The sequence below is a fragment of the Nonomuraea sp. NPDC005650 genome (assembly GCF_040605375.1).
GTDB lineage: Bacteria > Actinomycetota > Actinomycetes > Streptosporangiales > Streptosporangiaceae > Nonomuraea.
In genome coordinates this window covers 1-20001 of record NZ_JBEXCR010000088.1, presented here as the reverse complement: position 1 = coordinate 20001, position 20001 = coordinate 1, and the positions used below count along the sequence as shown (strand labels likewise).

The following is a 20001-nucleotide window of genomic DNA, read 5'->3' as shown; positions in this document are numbered from 1 at the left end:
GTCCTATGTCGAGCGGAGATCACATGAAGCAACACCTGGTCCGCCGCCTGATCACCGCGGCCACCCTCGTGACGGCCCTCGTGACGGTGCCGCCCATGCCGTCGCAGGCGGCGCCCGGCCCTCGCATGGACCCCGAGTTGGCGGAGAAGCTGTCCGCGGGCGGCGAGGTCCGCGTGAACGTGGTGACGCGGGACCGCGCCGGCCTGTCCGCCGCGGCCTCCGCGGTCGGCCCCGGCCAGGTGATCCAGACGCTGTCGCGATTACCGGTGCTCACGCTGCGCGCGGACCGGGCGGACGTGGAGCGGCTGGCCGGACAGCCGGGCGTGGTCAGCGTGTCGGAGGACGTGCCGATCCCGCCGGCGCTCGCCGAGAGCGTGCCCCTCATCGGCGCGGACCGTACCCGGGAGGCGGGGCTGACCGGTGAGGGCAGCGTGGTGGCCATCCTGGACTCGGGCGTCGCGGTCCACCACCCCTTCCTCGGCGGGCGGGTCGTGGCCGAGGCGTGCTTCTCCCCCACCGACCCCGCCTACGGAGCCTCCAGCCTGTGCCCGGACGGCGCGGACCGGCAGGAGGGGCCCGGAGCGGCGGACGCCGACAGCGGGCCGTGCGCGTACCTGGACTGCGGCCACGGCACCCACGTGGCCGGAATCGTCGCCGGTCAGGAGACCGGCGACGCCGCGGGCGGGGTCGCCCCGGGGGCCGGTCTCGTCGCCGTTCAGGTCTACAGCAGGTTCGACTCCTTCTCGTACTGCGGGACCGCCGGGCCGCCGTGCCTGCTGAGCTTCGTCAGCGCTCAGCTCGCGGGCATGGAGAAGGTTCTGGAGCTGATCGACGAGGGCGTCCCCGTGGCCGCGGTCAATCTCAGCCTGGGCAGCGGCAGGTACACCGCGCCCTGCGACGACGATCCGCGCAAGCCCGTCATCGACCGGCTGCTCGTCGCCGGTGCGCCCACGGTGGTGGCCGCGGGCAACAACGGCTACGCCGATGCCGTCAGCGCTCCGGCCTGCGTCTCCTCCGCCATCGCGGTGGGCAGCACCACCGACCAGGACGAGGTGTCCTCCTTCAGCAACCGGGGGCCGCTGCTGGACGTGTTCGCCCCCGGGTCGGACATCGTCTCGTCGGTGCCCGGGGGCCGGTGGCAGTCCAAGAGCGGCACGTCCATGGCCGCCCCGCACGTCGCCGGGGCCCTGGCAGTGCTGCGCCAGGCCCGTCCCGACGCCACGCCGTCCGAGATCGAGGCGGCGCTGGAGGAGACCGGCAAGCCCATCGTGTACGGCGGCGACACCACTCCCCGGATCCAGCTCGACGAGGCCGCCCTAGGCTCAGCCGCCCGCCCCGGTCCGCACCAGCTCTTCCAGACCCGCACCCGCATCCTCGGCAACGCCCAGATCAGCGCCAACTCCACGATGACGGTCCCGGTCGCGGGCGTCGCCGGGCTTCCCGCCGACGGCATCGCCGCCGTCGCCGTCAACATCGCCGCCAAGGGCGACTTCTTCAACACCGGCTCGCTGGCCGTCTATCCCTCCGGCGAGCCCGAACCGGAGGGTGACGTGCTCTTCTACGACGCCACCCGGTACGCCTCGACCATGGTCGTGGCGAAGGTCGGCGACGATGGCACGCTCAAGCTGGAAAACCGCAGCGGCCAGGCCGTCCGCGTCTACCTCGACGTGCACGGCTACACCCTCGACCACGCCGCGGCCACCCTCGGCGGCACCTACCACCCGGCCGCGCCGTCGCGCATCGCCGACCGGGTGCCGGTCCCGGCGCTGGGAAATCTCGAGCTGACGACGCCCGGCCTGCCCTCCCCGCAGAGTGTCGCCCTGACGGTGCTGGTGAAGAGCGCCTCCACCGGCACGATCCGGGTCTATCCCGCCGGTGAGGCCTTCCCCGCCGACGCCAACGTCGACTACCCCGCCAACGCCCAGGTGCAGTTCTTCACCATCGTCCGACCCGGCGCCAACGGGAAGATCAACCTTCATAACCTGGGCGGCGGCGCGGCCGAGGTCTCGGTGGAGGTGAACGGCTACTACACCGCCGCGGAACGCGCCTCCCTCGTCAAGGCGATCGCCCCGGTCCGGGTGAGCGGCGGCGTGACGGTCGCCCCTGGCGGCACGTACGTGCTGCGGCCCTCCGGCAGCGGCGACGTCCCCTCGTCGGGTGTCTCGGCCGTCGGCGTCGCCGTCACCGCGAGCGGAACGGCGAACGGCACTGTCGAGGTCATTCCCCCGGACGCCGCGGCCGCCGTACGGACGGTGGCGTACGCGGCGGGCAGGAACACGGTCGGCTTCGCCACGGCCGCGCTCCGCCCGGACGGCACGGTCGTGCTGAGAAACACCGGCGCCGCGCCGGTGACGATCTCCGTCGACGTCTACGCCTACTTCGGCAACAGGTAGCCCCTACCCAGGCTCTGCGGTTCCGCCCAGCGTCATCCGCCACCCCCCATGGAGCCCATCATGAACAGATTCACGATCAGAGCGCTCGGCATCGGCGCGGCCGCCGTGCTGTTCACGGCCGGGCTCACCCTTCCGGCGGACGCGGTCGCTCCTCCGAGCACCGCCTCGCCGGAGCAGCCGCCCTCGTCGGTGGCTCCGGCCGAGCGGGACCGCGTGCTGGCCGCGGACTGGCGTACCTCGCCGGACCTCGCCTGGAGCGCCGAGGGCGACGCGACCGGCTTCCACCTGCTGACGGCCGAGGAACGCACCGGCTACACCTGGCGCACGCTGGCGACGCTGAGCGAGCCCGGCTTCGACACCGACCGCTGGATCGGCAATGTCTGCTTCACCGCCTCCAGCAGCAAGGCGGTGGCCGTCTACGCGCCGCGCGCCTTCACCAACCGGGCGGACCTGTTCGACCGCGGGGCCTTCACCGCGCTCATCGACGTGCCCACCGGCAAGGTCACCAAGCTGCCGATCCGCTCCTCGCTCGCCTACTTCAATCCCGGCTGCGGACAGGGAGAGCGCAGTGTGATCACGCAGGCCAAGGGAGGGGGTGAACCGGGAGACGCACCGGCGCGCACCCGGCTGTCCGTACTCGACGCGACTTCGGGACGGCTGGCCGCGCCCGTCGAGCGGGCCGGGCAGGTCACGTCCGCCATCCCCGTGAACGGCGGCATCGTGGCCGCCACCGGCGGCAGCCTGCAGTTGTTTCCCGCGCACGGCAAGCCGCGCGAACTCGCCAGGGCGGCGTCGGTCCCGTTCAGGCTGGCCGCCGACGCCGACGGCGGCGTGGTGTTCATGGAGCACCAGGGAGAGGTCGCCCGCGTGCGCCGCGTGCCGCTCGCCGGGGGCGAGGCGGCGGAGCTGGCCTCTGGGCCGCTCACCGACGTCAACGTGAGCGCGGGAACGGGCGGGAAGGTGTTCCTCACCGGGAGCCTCACGCCCGCGCGGCCGCTGCCCGCCCCGGTGACCCGCGTGGACGTTCCCGCCGCGGCCAGGCTCTCGACCCACGGACGGCTGGCCGTCCTGCCGCAGAAACGGCCCTCGATGGGCTCGGGTACGGAGCCGTCCGAGGAATGGGTGCGGGCGATGACCTCGCAGCGCCCCGGCGAACCCCAGGTCGTCCACCTGAAGACCAAGATCACGCCCACCGGCGGGGAGACCGACTTCACGGTAAGGACCTCGGACCGCATGCCCGTCACCGACACCGCCGCGGTCCGCAGGGCAGCGGCGGCCACCGCCGGCTCGGGGACCGGCACGGTCGACACCGGCGCCTACTGTTCCGTGCCGCGCAACGATCCGTACACGCAGGTGTACCAGCCGACGCCGCGCCAGGTCGAGTGGGCCGCGGACCAGGCGGTGGTCGGCAACCTGACGATGCTCCGCCCGACCGGCTGGAAGCAGTCGGGCCTGACGCAGTGGAGACCGCAGGGCGAGTTCCCGCCGCTCTCCCTGGCGGGCGGCGGCCGGGTTCCGGTACAGGTGTTCCTCGGCATCATGTCGCAGGAGTCGAACCTCTGGCAGGCCACGGGCCACGTGCTGCCGGGAAGCACCGGCAACCCGCTGGTCGGCAACTACTACGGCCGCGAGCTCTACAACGGCGATCCGTCCGACGACTGGATGATCGACTGGGACAAGAGCGACTGCGGATACGGCATCACCCAGATCACCGACGGCATGCGCAAGCAGGGCCACGAGCGTCCCTGCAAGCCGGACGAGAACTTCTGCGAGATCGCGCTGCCCGCCTGGAAGCAGCGGGAGATCGCCGTCGACTACGCCACGAACATTGCCGTCGGCCTGCGCATCCTGCAGGACAAGTGGAACCAGACTTACAACGCCGGCCTCATCCACAGCAACGGCGATCCGGCGTGGCTGGAGAACTGGATCTTCGCCATCTGGGCCTACAACTCGGGCTTCCACCCGGACCAGCACGACGGCTCGCCGTGGGGAGTGGGCTGGGCCAACAACCCCGCCAACCCCGTCTACCCGGCCAACCGCCACTTCTTCAACAGCAATCCGCACGACCCCGCCGAGCCGCAGCTCTGGCCGTACGAGGAGAAGGTCATCGGCTTCGCCGCCTACTCCATCTCCACCCCTGACGGCCCCGGTTTCCGCCCCGCCTGGTGGGTCAGCCTCGACGACCGCAACGCCGCCAAACCTCTCCTCACGTCCTTCTGCGACCCGGGCGAGAACGACTGCGACCCGGGCGACAAGGCCGCGCCGTGCAAGCACAAGGACGCCGCCGGCCAGTACGACCTGAAGTGCTGGTGGCACACCCCGACCTGGTACCGGACGTGCGGCAGCGGCGTATGCGGCCACGAACTGCTGCGCTTCGACACCTCCTATCCCGAGCAGCCCGACGGCACCCACTACACGCCCAACTGCTCGCTCAGCGGCATCCCGTCCAACGCCTACGTCGTGGACGACGTGCCGTCCTCGGTGCCCATCGTGCGCGCGGGCTGCAGCAGGACCTGGGGCGACTACGGCTCGTTCACGCTCTACTTCAACGAGACCGACCCGGCGCCGTACGTCTCCAGAGTCGACTTCCACCAGCTCGGCGGCGGCTTCGGCGACCACTTCTGGTTCGCCCACACCAGGGACGCCACCAATGCCGGCCAGCTCAAGTTCGGCGTCACCGGCATCTGGCGCCCGCCCAGCTCCATGACCGGGTGGACGCGCATCAAGGTGCACCTCCCGGAGATCGGCGCGCATACCCAGCTCGCCGACTACATCATCGATCCCGGCGGCAACGCGCCGACCCGGCATCGGATCGTGGGCCAGCACTGGCAGAAGAACACCTGGGTGGATCTCGGCGTGTTCCAGCTCAACTCGGGCGCCAGCGTGTCGCTCAGCAACCTGACCAGACGTGAGGAGGGCCGCGACTGGGACTGGGACATCGCCTTCGACGCCATGGCCTTCATCCCGACGAGCAAGCCCAAGGTCGACTACGTGGCCCTCGGGGACTCCTATTCGGCGGGGCAGGGCAACGAGCCGTACGACGAGGTCAGCAACTTCACCCTGGGCACCCGCGGCTCGACCTGCCACCGGTCCAAGGCCGACGCCTACGCGCGGATGGTCAGCCGGCCCGGCTCGTCCAGCACCATCGAGAGCGAGGCGAGGACCGGCAACGGCACCACCGGCTTCGCCCTGCTGGCCTGCTCGGGCGCCCAGACCAAGCACGTCACGGGCGACGCCTACGCCAACGGCGAGCCGCCGCAGATCGACCAGGGCTACCTGGACGCCGACACCGATCTGGTGACCCTGACGATCGGCGGCAACGACGCCGGCTTCTCCGACGTCATCAGCCGCTGCAGCCTCGGCCTCAACTGCCGCGACGACAGCACCGAGCGCGCCATCGCCGCGCTCGACGGCCCGCTCACCGACACCTATACCAAGATCCATCAGAAGGCGCCGAACGCCCGCATCATCGTCCTGGGCTACCCGCACCTGTTCAACGTGCAGAACGAGGCGCCATTGACCTGCATCAGCTCCTTCCGCATCGGCCAGCTCGACGCCCTGTGGCTCAACGACATGACCGACAAGATGAACGCCGTCAGCTCGGCCGCCATCACCCGTCTGCGCCAGGAGGGGGTCGACATCTCCTTCATCGACCCGGTGCCGGCCTTCACCGGCCACGCGATCTGCGACGACAACCCCTACGTGCGCGCGATCGACATCACCACCGACGGAGCCTCCTACCATCCCAACCCCGCGGGCCAGCGAGCGTACGCCGCGCTGGTGCAGTCCGCGCTGAACAGCTGACCGAAATGTGAGCACCAGTCATGTCGATCTTCATCTCGCGCCCGCTGGCGGCGCTCACCCTGCTGCTGGCCCTCGCCGGCCCGGTCCAGGCCACATCGTCGTCCTCCGAGGTCACCGAGACGGTGATCAAGGAGGGGCGCATCCTCGACCTCACCATCGACTCACCGCTGATCGACGTCCCCGGCAAGGTGCGGTTGCTCCTGCCGCCCGGCTACAGCAAGACCGCGACCCGCCGCTGGCCGGTGCTCTGGTTGCTGCACGGCGGTGGCGGCTCCTACACCGACTGGACCGCGCAGGGCGACGCCGACGCGATCGTGGGCACCCGCGACGTGCTGGTGGTCATGCCCGACACCGGCACCTGCTCGGGCTACATGGACTGGAAGGACCCGGGCGTTCCGCCGCACAAGTGGGAGTCCTTCCACATGGGCGAGCTCTACGACCTGCTGAAGAACGAGTACCGCGCCGGCGACCGGCAGGCCATCGCGGGCCTGTCCATGGGCGGCGGCGGAGCCATCGGATACGCCGCCCGCTTCCCCGGCAGGTTCACCGCCGCCGCCTCCTTCAGCGGAGCGCTCGACAACGACTATCCGGGCAGCCCCGGCCTGCCTGCGCTGGCCGCGATCGCGAGCGGCGCGTTGACCTGCGGCGTCACCGTCGAGCAGATCTACGGCCCGGTCGGCGGTGAGTACTGGAACCGGTACAACCCGAAGCACTCGCTCGCAGCGTTGCGCGGGACGAGACTCTACATCGCCACCGGCGACGGCCAGGCGGGCAAGGACCAGGCCGGGGTGGGCAACCCCCTCCTGGTGGATCCGGTCGAGCAGTCGGTGTACGGCATGGCCACGCAGGCCATCGACAAACTGGGCGAGCTGGACATCCCAGTGCGGGTGCGCATCAAGCCCTTCCATCGTCACGAGTGGCTCAACTGGCAGGGTGAACTACGGCGCTCGATCGACTTCCTGCTCGGCACCTGACGACCAGGCCACATGTGCGCTCCTTGGCCGACTCCGTGGACATCCGCCCCGGCTGCGGCACTCGCCGACGTCAACGCACGCGTCTGTTGCGGCGCCCGCCGCGGCCGGGCATCGTAGAAGCGCCGTTCCCTTCCTGGAGGCGGACCTTGACGCTGGTGCGGGGGTGAGGGTTTGTCCGGCAGGTCCGCGTCGTTCGCCCGTCGGCTCTCCGCTCTGGACCCGCGGTTGCTCGACCTCGCCCTGGCGGTCGCGCTGGGCGTCGGCACCTCGTTGTGGGAGGTGCTGGAGCTGGGCAAGGGGCGCCCGGCCGATGCGCAGTCGCTGGTGCTGACCGCGCTGGTGAACGCTCCCCTCGCACTGCGCAGGCGGGCGCCGCTCACTGTCCTGGTCGTCTCGACGTCGGCTGCGCTGCTCTACCACCTGCTGGGCCACCACCCGGGGCTCAACAGCATCGGCCCGCTGCTGGCGCTGTACTCCGTGGCTGCGCACGGTTCCTGGCAGGCCGGCGCGGGCGGGGCGGTGCTGGTGGTGGCCGAGTGGACGCATGCCTCGGTCAACCAGCCCGGCGTGGCGCTGTGGTCGGCGCTGGGCCAGTCGCTCATCGTGGGCGGCTGGGCCTTCACCACGGGGACCATCGTGCGCCTGCTGGGCGCGCGCGGCAGGCAACTGGCCGCGCTGGCCGAGCAGTTGGCCGCGGAACAGGACGCGGCCGCCCGCCGGGCGGTGACCCGCGAGCGGGTGCGCATCGCCCGGGAGCTGCACGACGTCGTCGCACACCACATGTCGGTCATCTCCGTACAGTCCGGGTTAGGCCGTTACGTGGCCCTGTCCGACCCCGCCACCGCGCACGCCACGCTGGGCGTCATCGCCGACACCAGCCACGAGGCGCTCACCGAGATGCGGCGCCTGCTGTCGATCCTGCGCGTCGAGGCCCACGAGCAGGACGAAGGGCGCTACGCCACGATGTCCCGCCTGAGCGACCTGGAGACCCTCGTGGAGCGCATGCGCGCGGCCGGGCTGAACGTCCGGTTGACCGTCGAGGGCCCGGCCAGGACACTGCCGCCGGGCCTCGACCTGTGCGCCTACCGCATCGTCCAGGAGTCGCTGACCAACGTGCTCAAGCACGCCGGGGCCGGCCGGGCGGACATCAACCTGACCTACGCGCCCGACCTGCTGACCCTCCGCGTCACCGACGACGGCGCGGGCCCCGCCCCGGGAGCAGGCCGTGGCGGGCACGGGTTGATCGGCATGACCGAACGTGTCAGGCTCTACCAGGGAACGATCACCACAGGCGGTCGCCCGCAGGGCGGCTACGAGGTTCTGGCGGCCTTCCCGCTCTCCCCATCCGAAGAGGACGAACGGATCTGAGGCAGGGCGATGACCAAGGTCCTGGTGGTGGACGACCAGGTGCTCATCCGGGCCGGCCTGGCGGCGCTGCTGCGGGCCGCCGGGCTGGAGGTGGTGGGCGAGGCCGTCGACGGCGAGGAGGCCGTGCGCCTGGCCGCCGAGCTCCGGCCCGAGGTGATCCTCATGGACATCAGCATGCCGCGGCTGGACGGCATCACCGCCATGGAGCGCATCCTGGCCTCCACCGCCGGTCCCCCGCCCAAGGTCCTCATCCTGACCACCTTCGACCTGGACGAGTACGTCTACAACGCCTTACGCCTGGGGGCCAGCGGCTTCCTGCTCAAGGACACCTCCCCCGAGCGCATCATCTCGGCCATCGGCACCGTCGCCGCGGGTGACGTGCTGCTGGCGCCGGGCATCACCAAACGCCTGATCGAGGCGTTCATCGTCCCGCCCGCGCCCCCGCCCTCCCTCGACGGCCTGACCGCCCGCGAGACGGAGGTGCTGCGCCTGGTGGGGCAGGCGCTGTCGAACAAGGAGATCGCCGACCGGCTGTCGGTGAGCGAGGGCACCATCAAGACCCATCTCAACCGGCTGATGAGCAAGCTGGGCCTGAACAGCCGCGCGCAGGCGGTGGTGCTGTCCTACGACTGCGGCCTGGTCAAGCCCGCCGCCCACTGACCGGCGCCTCACCAGGCGATGCGCAGCACCCCCTGTGGACCGAGAGGGCCGGCGGTCGCGGCACGACGTGGTGATCCCGATTGCCGGCTTTTGCGATACGGGCGCCAGACGCCGATGAGCACACAAATAGAGCGGGCGACAGCCGGAGGCCGGCGCCCGCTTTTTTCAGCCGACTACACGGTGGGGTCGGCGTGCTTCGGGGTAGCGGCACCGGTGAGCCTGACCGTTCCCGGCTTATGGATGACGATTTTCTTCATTGCGAAGTCGCCCTTTCTCCTAGACATGAATGAATCGGCGATCGCCTTCACGAGAATCCGTTAGATCTTCATATATGTCAAGATCCTGATATTTCCTGACAGCGGGCGATGCCTTCGGCCGCACGTGCCCCCTCATGCTTGCTGCCGGCCGCCTCGGCCAGTTCGCGTGCCGCGTGAAAGGCGGCGAGCGCCGCCCCCGGCGCGTTCTTGCCGTCGAGCAGCACCGTGCCGAGCCGGTTGAGCGCCTCGATCTGCCCGAGCCGGTCCCCTGTCGCCTCGAACAGCTCGATCGCCTGCTCCAGCAGCTTGACACCGCCCTCGGGATCGCCACCGAGATGCGCCACGAAGCCCAGTTCGCGCAGCGCGTCGGCCTCGCCCACCGGGTAGGGCAGCTTCCGCGCCACCTCCAGCGCCTCCTGGGCGCTTGATCGGGCGGCCACGAGGTCGCCGGTGCGGTATTGGACGACGGTCAGGCTCGTGAGCGCGTTCACCACGCCCATCCTGCTCCCCAGCTCACGGTAGACGGACAGTGCCTCGGTCAGCGTCCCGTGGGCGCCGTCGAGGTCTCCGGTGAGCTGCCGCACGACACCCAGGTTCTTGAGGGCGTTGGCGGTGCCGAGCCGGTCGCCGAGCTCGGTGAAGAGCACGAGCGCGGCACCGAGCTGTTCGTGCGCGGGGGGAAAGTCACCGCTCAGGTAGTGGGCGAAGCCCAGGTTCTTGGCCGCCCGGGCCATGCCGGGCCGGTCTCGCTCACGCTCGAAGAGCGCACGGGCGGCGGCGAAGGACTCCAGCGCCGCGGTGCAGTCTCCGGTGAGATGACGGACCGTGCCCAGGCTGTCGAGCGCCCGTGCCTCACCGAGACGATCGCCCAGTGAGCGGTACAGAACTATCGCGCGGCCCAGCTGAGCCGCCGCCGCGGATGAGGCGCCCATGGCGTATTGCACCTGCGACAACTCCACCAGCACGTCGGCTTCGCCACGAGGATCACGCGCCTCTTTATACAAGGTGAGGGCCGTTGTCAACGCCATTTCCGCGAAACGGAATTCGCCCGCCTTCTTGTGCTCGATTCCGCGGTCCACATATGCGCGAGTCGATAACACCATGGACATTCTATCCCCTTCCGGAGATAATTCCTAAACTAAATGATCTAGACAGGAGAAGGTCGGCTGATGTCCCGAGCCAGTTCCCTCTGGCGCAATCGCGACTTCATGCTGCTCTGGGCGGGCCAGTCGGTCAGCATGACGGGCACCGAGCTGACGGCGGTGGCGTTGCCGTTCGCCGCCATGACCGTGCTGGGCGCCTCACCCTTGCAGATCAGCCTGCTGACGGCTTGCGGTTTCCTGCCCCATCTCGTGGCCTCGTTGCCCGTAGGCGCCCTGGTCGACCGGCATCGCCGCCGCCCCTTGATGATCTGGTGCAACGTGTGCCAGGCCGTCGTGCTCGGCTCGGTTCCGCTGGCCGCCCTGCTGGACGGGCTCGGCTTCGTCCAGCTGTACGCGGTGGCCGTGGTCGCGGCCCTCCTCTCGGTCGTGTTCGACACCGCGTACCAGAGCTACCTGCCCACGTTGCTGCGCGGCGAGCAACTCGTCGAGGGGCACGGCAAGCTGAGCGTGTCGATGTCGTTCGCCACCGTCGCCGGGCAGAGCGGCGCCGGCGCGTTGATCACGGCAATCGGCGCGGCGCGGGCCGTCACCGTGGACGCGGTCTCCTACCTGGTCAGCGCGATGACATTGGCGCTGGTCAGAGCCGAGGAGCCGGTGCCCGCTCCCCGGCCGGCCGGGGCCAGGCTCCGCACCGAAATCCTCGAAGGTCTGCGCTACGTCCTCGGCGACCCACTGATGCGGCCGGTCGTCCTCGCCAACGCCCTGGTCTCCGCGGCGATCGGGGGCGTGTGGTCGCTGTGGATCGTCTACGTCTACACCGAGCTGCACTGGACGGCCGCGCAGACGGGGATCTGCATGGCCATTAGCGCGGCCGGCGGCATCGTCGGCGGGCTGCTCACCCGACGTCTCACCCAGCGATGGGGACTGCCGAGGCTCATGCTCTTCGGCGTCGTCGGGTACGCCCTCGACCTCGTGCCCACGCTGCTGGCCGGTCCGGGCACGGCCGGATACGTGCTGGTCACGGTCGGGCACTGCCTGGCCATCGCCGTCCAGATGACCTACATCGCCGCCAACCGGAGCTTCCGCCAGCTGATCTGCCCGCCCGAACTGATGGGCCGGATGAACGCGACCTCCCGCTGGCTCGCCCTGGGCTCCAAGCCCCTCTTCGCTGTCCTGTTCGGCCTGCTCGCCACCTGGATCGGCCTGTGGGCGACACTGGCGCTCGGCGCGCTGACGTTCGCCCTCCCGACCGCGGTCATGCTCGCCTCCCCCCTCCGCACGCTGCGCGCGGTGCCGTCCCGCACTCCCCAGGAGGAATCGTGTTAGAACTCACCGTCGACGCGCACAGGCGCCACGGCCCGTTCACGATCGCCGCCGCGCTCGCGCACGCGACCGTGCCCACGGTGGCCGCTCCGGAGCTCCACGACCTGGAGCTGCGGGCGGTCGCGCCGGACCTGGACATCCCGGTACGGCGGACGTCGGCCGCCGACCAGCTGGCCAGATCCGAGCGGATCCTGATACCCGGCCCTCGCCACACGCTGCGTCTGGCCAACGGACTGGCGGAGTACCTCCGCCCGCTCCTGCCCATCAGGCTCACGGTCGCCAACCTGGCCCAGGCGGACCCCACCGATCACGAGTTCCTGGAGGTCGTCCGGCGTCGCCTCCCGGTGGACGTCATCGACTCCGGCGACGCTCCGGAGCCCGACCTGACCCCGGAGGAGCACGACTTGCGGGCGTCGGACCTCGAAGCGTCAGGGCTGATCCGGGCGCGCTTCGGCGAGCTCGCCTACCACCGGGAGCGGGGCGGCGATCCCGAGCTGGCGGCCAAGGCGCTATGGGACGCGATGGGCCGCTGCCTCATGGCCGGCTTCCACCACGCCGCGGCCGACCTCGGCGAGCGCGCGCTCGCGCTGGCCGGCCCCGATGACTGGTGGCGGATCGCGTACGGCGTGGCACTGGCCTGCTCCTCCATCGACCGTGAAGACGATGCGCGCAAGCTGCTCGACGAGGCGCGGCGGCGCGGTGTCGGGCCGAAGGAACGCGCCACGTCCGCCTACCTGACGGCGATGCTCCTGGTCCGCCACCACGATCCGGCGCGGCGCGACCCGGAGGAGGCGATGGCATGGATCAACGAGGCGATCATCATCACCTCGCTGCTGCCCGACCTGCGCGAGCGCGCCTTCCACCTCAGCTTCGACCTCAACGGCGCGGCGCTGGTGCAGGTGCGGCGGGGGCGGTACGGCGCCGCCCGTGACCTGGTGGAGCAGGCCGTCGACCTGGCCGAGCGCGACCTGGCCGAGGGCGAGCACCCGATCCACCGGCTGGTGCTGCGGGCCAACCGCGCGACGCTGCTGGCCATGGCGGGCGAGCCGGAGCAGGCGCTGCCCGACCTCGACGCCGCCATCGCCGCCGACCCGGGCTACCCCGACTACTACATCGATCGTGGGAACGCCCTGCACCAGCTCGGACGGCACGACGAGGCGGTCGCCGATTACGAGAGCGCCATGGAGGTCGGCTTGCCGCTGCCCGAGCCGTACTACAACCGGGCCGAGATCCGGTTCGCGCGCGGCGACCTCCAGGGAGCGCTGGCCGACCTGTCCTACGTGCTGGAGCTCGACCCCGAGTTCGTGGCGGCCTACGTGAACCGGTCCGGGATCTGGGCGGCTCTCGGCGAGCACGCCAAGGCCAAGGCGGACGCGCTCCGCGGTCTGGAGCTGGAGCCGTGCAACGCGTACCTGCTGGCGGCCCTGGGGCAGGCGGAGGCCACGCTGGGGCGTCATGACGCGGCGCGAGCGGCGTTCGGCACGTCGCTGGATCTGGATCCGGAGGCGGCGGCCACGTGGGCCGGCCGAGCGGTCCTGGCGTACGAGATGGGCGACCTGGACGGAGCGGTCGCGGATCTGACGCGCGCCATCCAGCTGGAGGAGAGCCCCGCCTTCCTGTTCAATCGGGCCGTAGCCCTGCGGGACCTGGGCGAGCAGGAGAGCGCGCGGTCGGATCTGGAGCACGCGGCGCGGCTGGATCCCGGGGACGAGGACATCCGCGCCCTGCTTTCCGCGATCTGATGGAGGGATCCGTGCACGACTACCGCCGGCTGCTCGACCGCCATGGGGTGACGTGGGGCGAGAAGCTCATCCCCTACGTCGGGGAGGTGCACACGAGCGCCTACCTCATGAACGGTTACGACTACTGGAACACCTGCTTCCGCCAGCTCGGCGGGACGCGCCGCGACATGGACGCGCGGATGGGCGAGCTCGACCTGGACCGCGTGGTACGGGACGCGCTGGGTGGCGACGTCCTGGACAACCTGGCGGCTCTGCGCCTCACTCCCGAAGGGCACCGGTTGGAGGCCCGGACGCTGGCCGTACTCGATGACGCGCCGCTCCCGACCACGCTGCTGCTGGACTCCGGCATGCCGGAGGAGGTCACCGTGACGGTCGACGGCGTCGCGCACGTCGTTCCACCGGGGGGCGCCAAACTGGTGGCGATCACCAGCGCCAGCGCGGTGATCGCCGGAGAGCGGATCGACCTCGGCCCGCTCACCAGGCGGGCACGCGCAGCCCGAGTGCGGCTGCGCGCCGGGTTCCCGTGCAGGTGGACCGTCACCGGTGAGGACGGGCAGGGATGGTATCCGCGGGGCGCCGTCCGCGCTCTCGATGCCCGGCTGCGACCGTACTTCCACGGCGACGACCTGGAGATCGACGTTCCCGCGGAGCGGCTCACGGTGTCCGTGACGCGCGGCATGGAGTACGGCTCGGCCACGGTGGACGTGGAGCCCGCGCCGGGAGCGGAGCTGACCGTCGAGCTGACGCCCGAACGCCTCTACGACGCGGCCGCCCGCGGCTGGTACGGCGGCGACCTGCACGTACACCTCAACTGGATGGGCGACGAACCCGCGGCCCCCGAGCGGGCCGCCGCCGCGCAGATCGGCGAGGACCTGCACGTGCTGAACCTGGTCGCGGGCAACGTGGCAGGTGAGCGGGTCTACGACCGGGAGCTGCTGGAGGAGTGGGTCGGGCGGGACCTGCCGTGGTCGGACGAGAGCCACGTCGCCAGGTTGGGCGTGGAATACCGCAATGACCTGCTCGGACACTTCAGCGCCTTCGGCCTCACCGGCATGCCCACGCGCTTCCACAGCGGCTTCGGTGACAGCCCGGACACGCATCCCAACAGCGCTCCGCTGGCGGAACTGCGCGGCCTCGGCGCGCTCACCGGCTACGGCCACCCGTTCCACACTGATCTGAGCGACACCGACCCGCCGGACAGGGCCGTCGCCGCCGGGCGCAACTGCTCGGCCAGGGAGATCGTGGTGGACGCGGCGCTCGGCCTGATCGACGGCCTGGACGTGCTCAACCACTCCTCCATCCAGGCGACCGCCGTGGTCTATCGCCGGCTCATCGGGGCCGGCAACCGGCTCGCGGTGACCGCCGGCACCGACGCGGTCCTGTCCATATCACGGCGCGGCACCGCGTCGAGCCCGCCCGGCTGGGAGCGCGTGTACGCCTGGGTCGACGGGCCGCTGACCGCCGTTTCCTTCGCCGAAGCCGTACGGCGAGGCCGCACGTTCGCCACCACGGGCCCCTGGCTCGAGCTCGACGTCGGCGGTCACCGGCCGGGCGACACGATGCGGCCGGCCGAGGGTGACACCGTCACGATCACCGCGCGGACCGTCGGCCCCGAGGTGGAGTGGCTCCAGCTCAGGACCGCCGACGGCGTAATCGCGGAGGGCGGCCCCGGCCTGCTCACCGCCGAGCTCACCGTGCACGAACCGACCTATGTGGTGGCCGTGGCGGGAGGCGGGCCGCATCCCCGGTCAGCGCACCCTGGGGGCGCCTATGCGCACACCAGCCCGGTATACATCGGGGATCACGTGGCCAGGCGGGCCGACGTCGAGTGGTGCCTGCGCTGGCTGGACCTCCTGGAGCCGCTGCTGGACGCGGACGGCACGTTCGCCTCGGCCGCGCAGCGCGCCGCCCACCGGGACCTGCACGATCAGGCTCGCCAGGTATACCGGGCCAGGCTGCGCGCGGTGAGCGGATCCTGAATTTGCGACAAGCGGGCATGACTCCGCCGAGTCAGACCTCGGCCAAGCACACCTAGGAGACCAATCCTGGCGATTCGGTTGCTGCGGCCAGTGGCGCAGAGTCCAATGGCTCCCATCTTGGACCCCCGAGCTAGGCCGACACACCCGAAGGAGTGCCCTATGACCCGGGAGCAAGTCGAACAGGCCTTGCGCCGAGCAGAGCAACTCACCGATCAAGCTAGGCCCGCGCTCGACCGGGTGGCCGCGCTCATGGGCCAGAACATCTGGACGGGCCCCGCCGCACAGCGCTTCGCCGACGAGCTGGCCGCCCAGCGCCAGACCCTCAGCAGCGGATGCGCCGGTGTGATGGACGAACTGCGGGCCTTGTTAGCCCGCACGCCGGCCGACAGCCCAGGCTAGCCATGGGCCAGCTGGAGGGCATGGTGCCCGATGGCGTTCGCGCGTTGAAAGCCGCGTTGCACCAGGCCGAAGTCTCGCTGGACTCCATCGGCGAAGAGTTGTGGAACATCCTGCGCGGGGCCTGGTTACCGACCGCCGGAGCCGACACGATCCGTCAGACGGCGGCCTGGGCCGGCAGCCAGGGCCCCGAGATCAACAGGCGGCTGGTGCTCCTGGAGCGCATGGAACTGGTCAGGCCGGAACTGTTCGGCGCGGGCAAGCCACCGATCTCCGTCGACGAGGCCATGCTCGCTCCCGGAGCGCCCCTGCCCACGGCAGGCAACGTATGGGACCGCATCGGCCAGGAACTCCAGGACATCTTCGACCCGAACCTGGTGTCTGCCAACCCGATGGCCGAGCAGGCCAAAGGCGCCGTGGAGAGCGTCGCCGGGCTGGGCCAAATGTTGATCGACTACTCCCCCACCCGCGCGGCCATCGACTTCATGGGCTGGCAACGCAGCGTCAACGACATGACGCAGTCCCTGATGGCCGCCGTCCAGAATCCCGCCGAGTTTGGCAAGGCCTTACTGGACTGGGACACCTGGGCCTCCAATCCCGACCGAGCCTTTGGCCGCCTTATCCCAGACATCCTCGCGGCTGTCGCCTCCGCAGGCTCCAGCAGCACCGCCTCGGCCGGCACCCGAGCGGTAGGAGCACTGGGCAGAGCCGCCAAGAACACCTTCCGCCGCAGGCCGTTGTCCTCCCCTACGCCCAGCGAGCTTGGCCGTATCGGCGAAGGCCCTCCTCTGCTCCGTACAGACGGCCGGGCACCCGGCGCAGGCGGCCGGCCGCACGGGACCGCACGCCCCTCAGACGGGAGCGCCCAAGAACCCCGCCCCGGAGGGAACGGCCCAGCCGGCTCCTCGGCAAGCAAGCCGACGGCGCCGGTCACAAACCCGCTGGAGGACGCCCTCCGGCACCACACCAACGCCGATGGGCGCGCATGGGCACGAGACCACATGCCGCTACCAGACCTGACCAAGGAGGAACTGCGCGCATTGGAGTTCTACGGCGGACCCGGCTACTTGAAGATCAACCCGGGTCTGCGGGCACAGGCTGCCGATCCTGCGCATGTCCTGGATCCCGATGTAGCCGATCACATCGCCGCGATGGACCAGGCGATCGCCAAATCCCACCTGCCGTCCGACGTGGTCCTGCACAGAGGCGTGAACAAGGGGTTCCTGGAGGCGCTGGGGGTAGATATCAAGTCGCCGGCCGAAATGGAAGCGCTGGAAGGCGCCGTCATCACTGAACCTGGATACTTGAGCACGAGCGTGGGCCGGCGAGGCGGGTTCGACGGGGATGTTCGCGTGATGCTGAGGGTCCCCAAGGGATACGACGCGCTCAACATGTATCCCATCACCGGACTATTCGACGAACGCGAGATCCTCCTGCGTCGCGGCACGTCCTACATCGTGCGCGATGTGTACCGTAAAGACGGCCAGTGGTACATGGAAGCCGACGTCGTACCGGAGGGCTGGACCAAACCGCCCGGCTGGAGCGGCCCACCGTCTATGGATGCCGACCTTGGGTGGAAAGGACCCCCCGATGACTGACACCCCGAATCCCCGCTTCTACGATTACGTCACCCCCATCACCGTCTCACGGAGCGACTCCTACGACTTCAAGGCCGTCGGGCCGGTGCGACGGGGCGAGCTGCGCGACCGGGACGGACGACTGCTCGGACATGTGTGGACCGACGATCGCCAAGCTGCGGGATTCACCCGTATCGAGAATCCGGAGCCGGACATGGCTTATGTAAGAGGCCGGATCAGTCAGATCCTCTCCGGAGCATATAAGGCGGGAGTTCCCGCCAGTCAACTCCTGAACCCCGCGTTGTACGCACCGGACTTCGAATTGCGAGTAACACCATGATACGAAATCGGGTGCGGCGACGTAACCGACCTCGTACAAGCAACAAGCGCAGACAGCACGGTTAATCTGAGCGCCAGAGCCACCTCGCTAGACAAGGTGGAAGCGCGCCGCTGCTTCAGGTTCGTGTCAGAAGAGTGCGCAGGAAACGCTGTGTATTTGGATCCGTTGCATACAGACGCGTACCCTTCGTCCCACGCGTGGCGAGCACGCGGTACGTGTTGAGCGCATAGAAAAGGTATTCCTCGGGCGCTAGACGGTTGACTTCCTTGTCGTGGCTCTTGCTTGGCCGCCCCCCAGCCCGAGGGAGTCCGCACGAGGTCGTCCCCGACGATGACGGCATGTCGGTGGCCCAATAAGAGCGTCCTGGAATTTCAACCTCGTCACCGATGACTTCGCCTGCACGCGAGTTCCAGGGTAGCTCCCGCGCGCTGCTCCCGCTCGCGATGTGAGCGCTCGTCCAGGCTTCGAGGTCCAGCGGAGACTCGGCCAAGGCCGGGTCATAGTCCCTGCCACGCCACGGAGAGGGCGAGCCTTCCTGGGCGAACAGGTCGTCGATCCAGCGCAGGTATGACTGGGAACCGGCGCAGCGGAAATGTGAGTGAACGCGTACTTCAGGTGCGCAGCCATACGGCGCAACTCCTCCAGAGTCGTGCCCTCGCTCGGACGGACGATCTCCAGGAGTATCTGATCCACTACAACGGACGCCGGCCGCACCAGTCCCGACAACAACGGCCCCCGGCCACCGCAACGCAACCCGCCCGCGAGGCGACCGACCTCAACCACCTGCAATCCATCCGCTGAAGACCGGTCGTCGCAGGCATGATCAGCGAATACCGTCACGCTGCTTAACCGCAGCTCAGGGCGCGTAACTCAATATTCGGGCGGCCCTCGGAGCTGCGAGGCGCTGAGGCGTGTCCTGCGGCTTTAAGGGTTGACCGGCCACGCCTGCGACGGCTTTCGGGGCGCAGGCGAAACGCTCCAGCGCCCATAGTCGTGGTCACGGGGCCGGCCTCGACGAATCTGCATCCTGGGCCGGGGCCGAGCCGGCGTCAGCGCTCTTCCAGGGTTTCAGAACCGCGGGGATGATGCTCAATGGCGATGCCACTTCTCAATCCTTCCCCAGCAAAGGGAGCGGAGCGCGACTCCGCCCGTCGGACCGCTGTCGGCGTGCGCGGGAATCCCTTGTCGGGAAGGCTGGGCTCGACTCCTCCGTACAGGCCCGGAGGCTCGGGCTGCGACTCTCCATGGACATGTCCTTTGAATCGTGGCGGAAAATCGGCGACCAATTGAGTGTGATTGCCGACTCCTCCACCTGGTGGCTGGGGGATTGGCTCGATTATGGCGCGGAGTACTTCCCCGACCGCTACCGGATAGCCCTCACCAAGACCTCGCTGTCGTACAAGACACTCAGAAACTACGCGTGGGTGGCCCGCAAATTCCCGATGTCCCGTCGACGGGACCCGGAGGACGAGCAGGAGATCTGGCTCACGCGCGCGGAGACCGGAGGCTGGCCGCAGAGCAAGTTGCGTAAAGAGATCCAGGCGAGCCGCGCCCACGCCGAGGACGGCGGCCAGGCCAGGGTGACCATCTCCGTTGAGGTCTCCTCCGCGCAGGAACAGCGCTGGACCGCGGCGGCGCGGAGCGCGGCCGTCCCCCTGCCCGAATGGATCGCCGGCACCCTCGACGAGGCCGCGGTTCGCACCGGCCGGTAGACCGTGCGTCGCCCGGGGAAAGAACCGCTCCCCGGGCGACGTTCACGCTCGGCCCGGCAAGGCACGAACCGAGCACGGCCGACATCACCCACGACCATTCCACCGATGACGACAGCTACCCCTGATCCTGTCTCCGCTGTTCCAGTCGGCGGTCTCGCCCGAGTCGGCACCCTCAGCCGTCCGTCATGACGTAGCGGATGGGGAGGCGTTTGAGCCCGCCGACGAATGTGGTGGCGGTCCACACGGGCTCGCCATCCAGCTCGACGCTCGCCAGCCTGGGGACGAGTTCGGCGAAGAGCGCGCGGATCTCCATGCGGGCGAGCGCGGCGCCCAGGCAGTAGTGGACGCCGAAGCCGAAGGCCAGGTGCCTGTT

General features: G+C 69.9%; 15 protein-coding genes. 12 read left to right on the top strand and 3 right to left on the bottom strand.

Going from position 1 to position 20001, the window contains the following annotated elements; genetic code table 11:
• The first annotated feature begins 23 nt into the window (after window positions 1–23).
• From ABZS69_RS65065 to ABZS69_RS65045, 5 genes are all read left to right on the top strand, one after another.
• The gene (locus ABZS69_RS65065; RefSeq protein WP_355394556.1) at window positions 24–2393 is read left to right on the top strand and encodes a S8 family serine peptidase; all 2370 of its coding nucleotides are present in this window, start codon (window positions 24–26) and stop codon (window positions 2391–2393) included.
• 60 nt (window positions 2394–2453) lie between these two features.
• Window positions 2454–6197, top strand: coding sequence for an SGNH/GDSL hydrolase family protein (locus ABZS69_RS65060; RefSeq protein ID WP_355394553.1), 3744 nt, complete (start codon window positions 2454–2456; stop codon window positions 6195–6197).
• Between the two features lie 20 nt (window positions 6198–6217).
• A complete protein-coding gene (locus ABZS69_RS65055; protein WP_355394550.1) occupies window positions 6218–7171 on the top strand; it encodes an alpha/beta hydrolase family protein in 954 nt (317 codons plus the stop codon).
• 171 nt (window positions 7172–7342) lie between these two features.
• The gene (locus ABZS69_RS65050) at window positions 7343–8539 is read left to right on the top strand and encodes a histidine kinase (RefSeq protein WP_355394547.1); all 1197 of its coding nucleotides are present in this window, start codon (window positions 7343–7345) and stop codon (window positions 8537–8539) included.
• Window positions 8540–8548: 9 nt separating this feature from the next.
• The gene (locus tag ABZS69_RS65045; RefSeq protein ID WP_355394544.1) at window positions 8549–9199 is read left to right on the top strand and encodes a response regulator transcription factor; all 651 of its coding nucleotides are present in this window, start codon (window positions 8549–8551) and stop codon (window positions 9197–9199) included.
• A gap of 334 nt (window positions 9200–9533) precedes the next feature.
• Here the strand turns inward: ABZS69_RS65045 and ABZS69_RS65040 are convergent, their stop codons facing one another.
• A complete protein-coding gene (locus tag ABZS69_RS65040; protein WP_355394541.1) occupies window positions 9534–10565 on the bottom strand; it encodes a tetratricopeptide repeat protein in 1032 nt (343 codons plus the stop codon).
• A gap of 60 nt (window positions 10566–10625) precedes the next feature.
• Between ABZS69_RS65040 and ABZS69_RS65035 the strand changes: the two genes are divergently transcribed.
• The 6 genes from ABZS69_RS65035 (at window position 10626) to ABZS69_RS65010 (ending at window position 17916) form a co-directional block, all read left to right on the top strand.
• Window positions 10626–11885, top strand: a complete 1260-nt coding sequence (locus tag ABZS69_RS65035) for an MFS transporter (RefSeq protein ID WP_355394538.1) — start codon at window positions 10626–10628, stop codon at window positions 11883–11885.
• A complete protein-coding gene (locus ABZS69_RS65030; RefSeq protein WP_355394535.1) occupies window positions 11879–13624 on the top strand; it encodes a tetratricopeptide repeat protein in 1746 nt (581 codons plus the stop codon). Before ABZS69_RS65035 ends, ABZS69_RS65030 begins: the two co-directional genes overlap by 7 nt.
• 11 nt (window positions 13625–13635) lie before the next feature.
• Window positions 13636–15603 carry a CehA/McbA family metallohydrolase gene (locus tag ABZS69_RS65025; RefSeq protein ID WP_355394532.1) on the top strand — a complete coding sequence of 656 codons (1968 nt, stop codon included), beginning with the start codon at window positions 13636–13638 and terminating at the stop codon, window positions 15601–15603.
• A gap of 159 nt (window positions 15604–15762) precedes the next feature.
• The gene (locus ABZS69_RS65020; protein ID WP_355394529.1) at window positions 15763–16002 is read left to right on the top strand and encodes a hypothetical protein; all 240 of its coding nucleotides are present in this window, start codon (window positions 15763–15765) and stop codon (window positions 16000–16002) included.
• 2 nt (window positions 16003–16004) lie between these two features.
• The gene (locus tag ABZS69_RS65015) at window positions 16005–17597 is read left to right on the top strand and encodes an ADP-ribosyltransferase (RefSeq protein WP_355394526.1); all 1593 of its coding nucleotides are present in this window, start codon (window positions 16005–16007) and stop codon (window positions 17595–17597) included.
• Window positions 17590–17916, top strand: coding sequence for a hypothetical protein (locus tag ABZS69_RS65010; protein WP_355394523.1), 327 nt, complete (start codon window positions 17590–17592; stop codon window positions 17914–17916). Before ABZS69_RS65015 ends, ABZS69_RS65010 begins: the two co-directional genes overlap by 8 nt.
• Window positions 17917–18031: 115 nt before the next feature.
• Here ABZS69_RS65010 and ABZS69_RS65005 read toward each other — a convergent pair whose 3' ends face one another.
• Window positions 18032–18664, bottom strand: a complete 633-nt coding sequence (locus ABZS69_RS65005; RefSeq protein ID WP_355394520.1) for a DNA/RNA helicase domain-containing protein — start codon at window positions 18662–18664, stop codon at window positions 18032–18034.
• A 334-nt stretch (window positions 18665–18998) separates the two neighbouring features.
• Here ABZS69_RS65005 and ABZS69_RS65000 point away from each other — a divergent pair, with 334 nt between their 5' ends.
• Entirely contained in the window at window positions 18999–19628 is a 630-nt protein-coding gene (locus ABZS69_RS65000; protein ID WP_355394517.1) for an LmbU family transcriptional regulator, read from the top strand.
• A gap of 172 nt (window positions 19629–19800) precedes the next feature.
• Here the strand turns inward: ABZS69_RS65000 and ABZS69_RS64995 are convergent.
• Window positions 19801–20001 (bottom strand): cytochrome P450 (locus tag ABZS69_RS64995; RefSeq protein WP_355394514.1); only part of this gene is annotated, 201 nt, incomplete at its 5' end.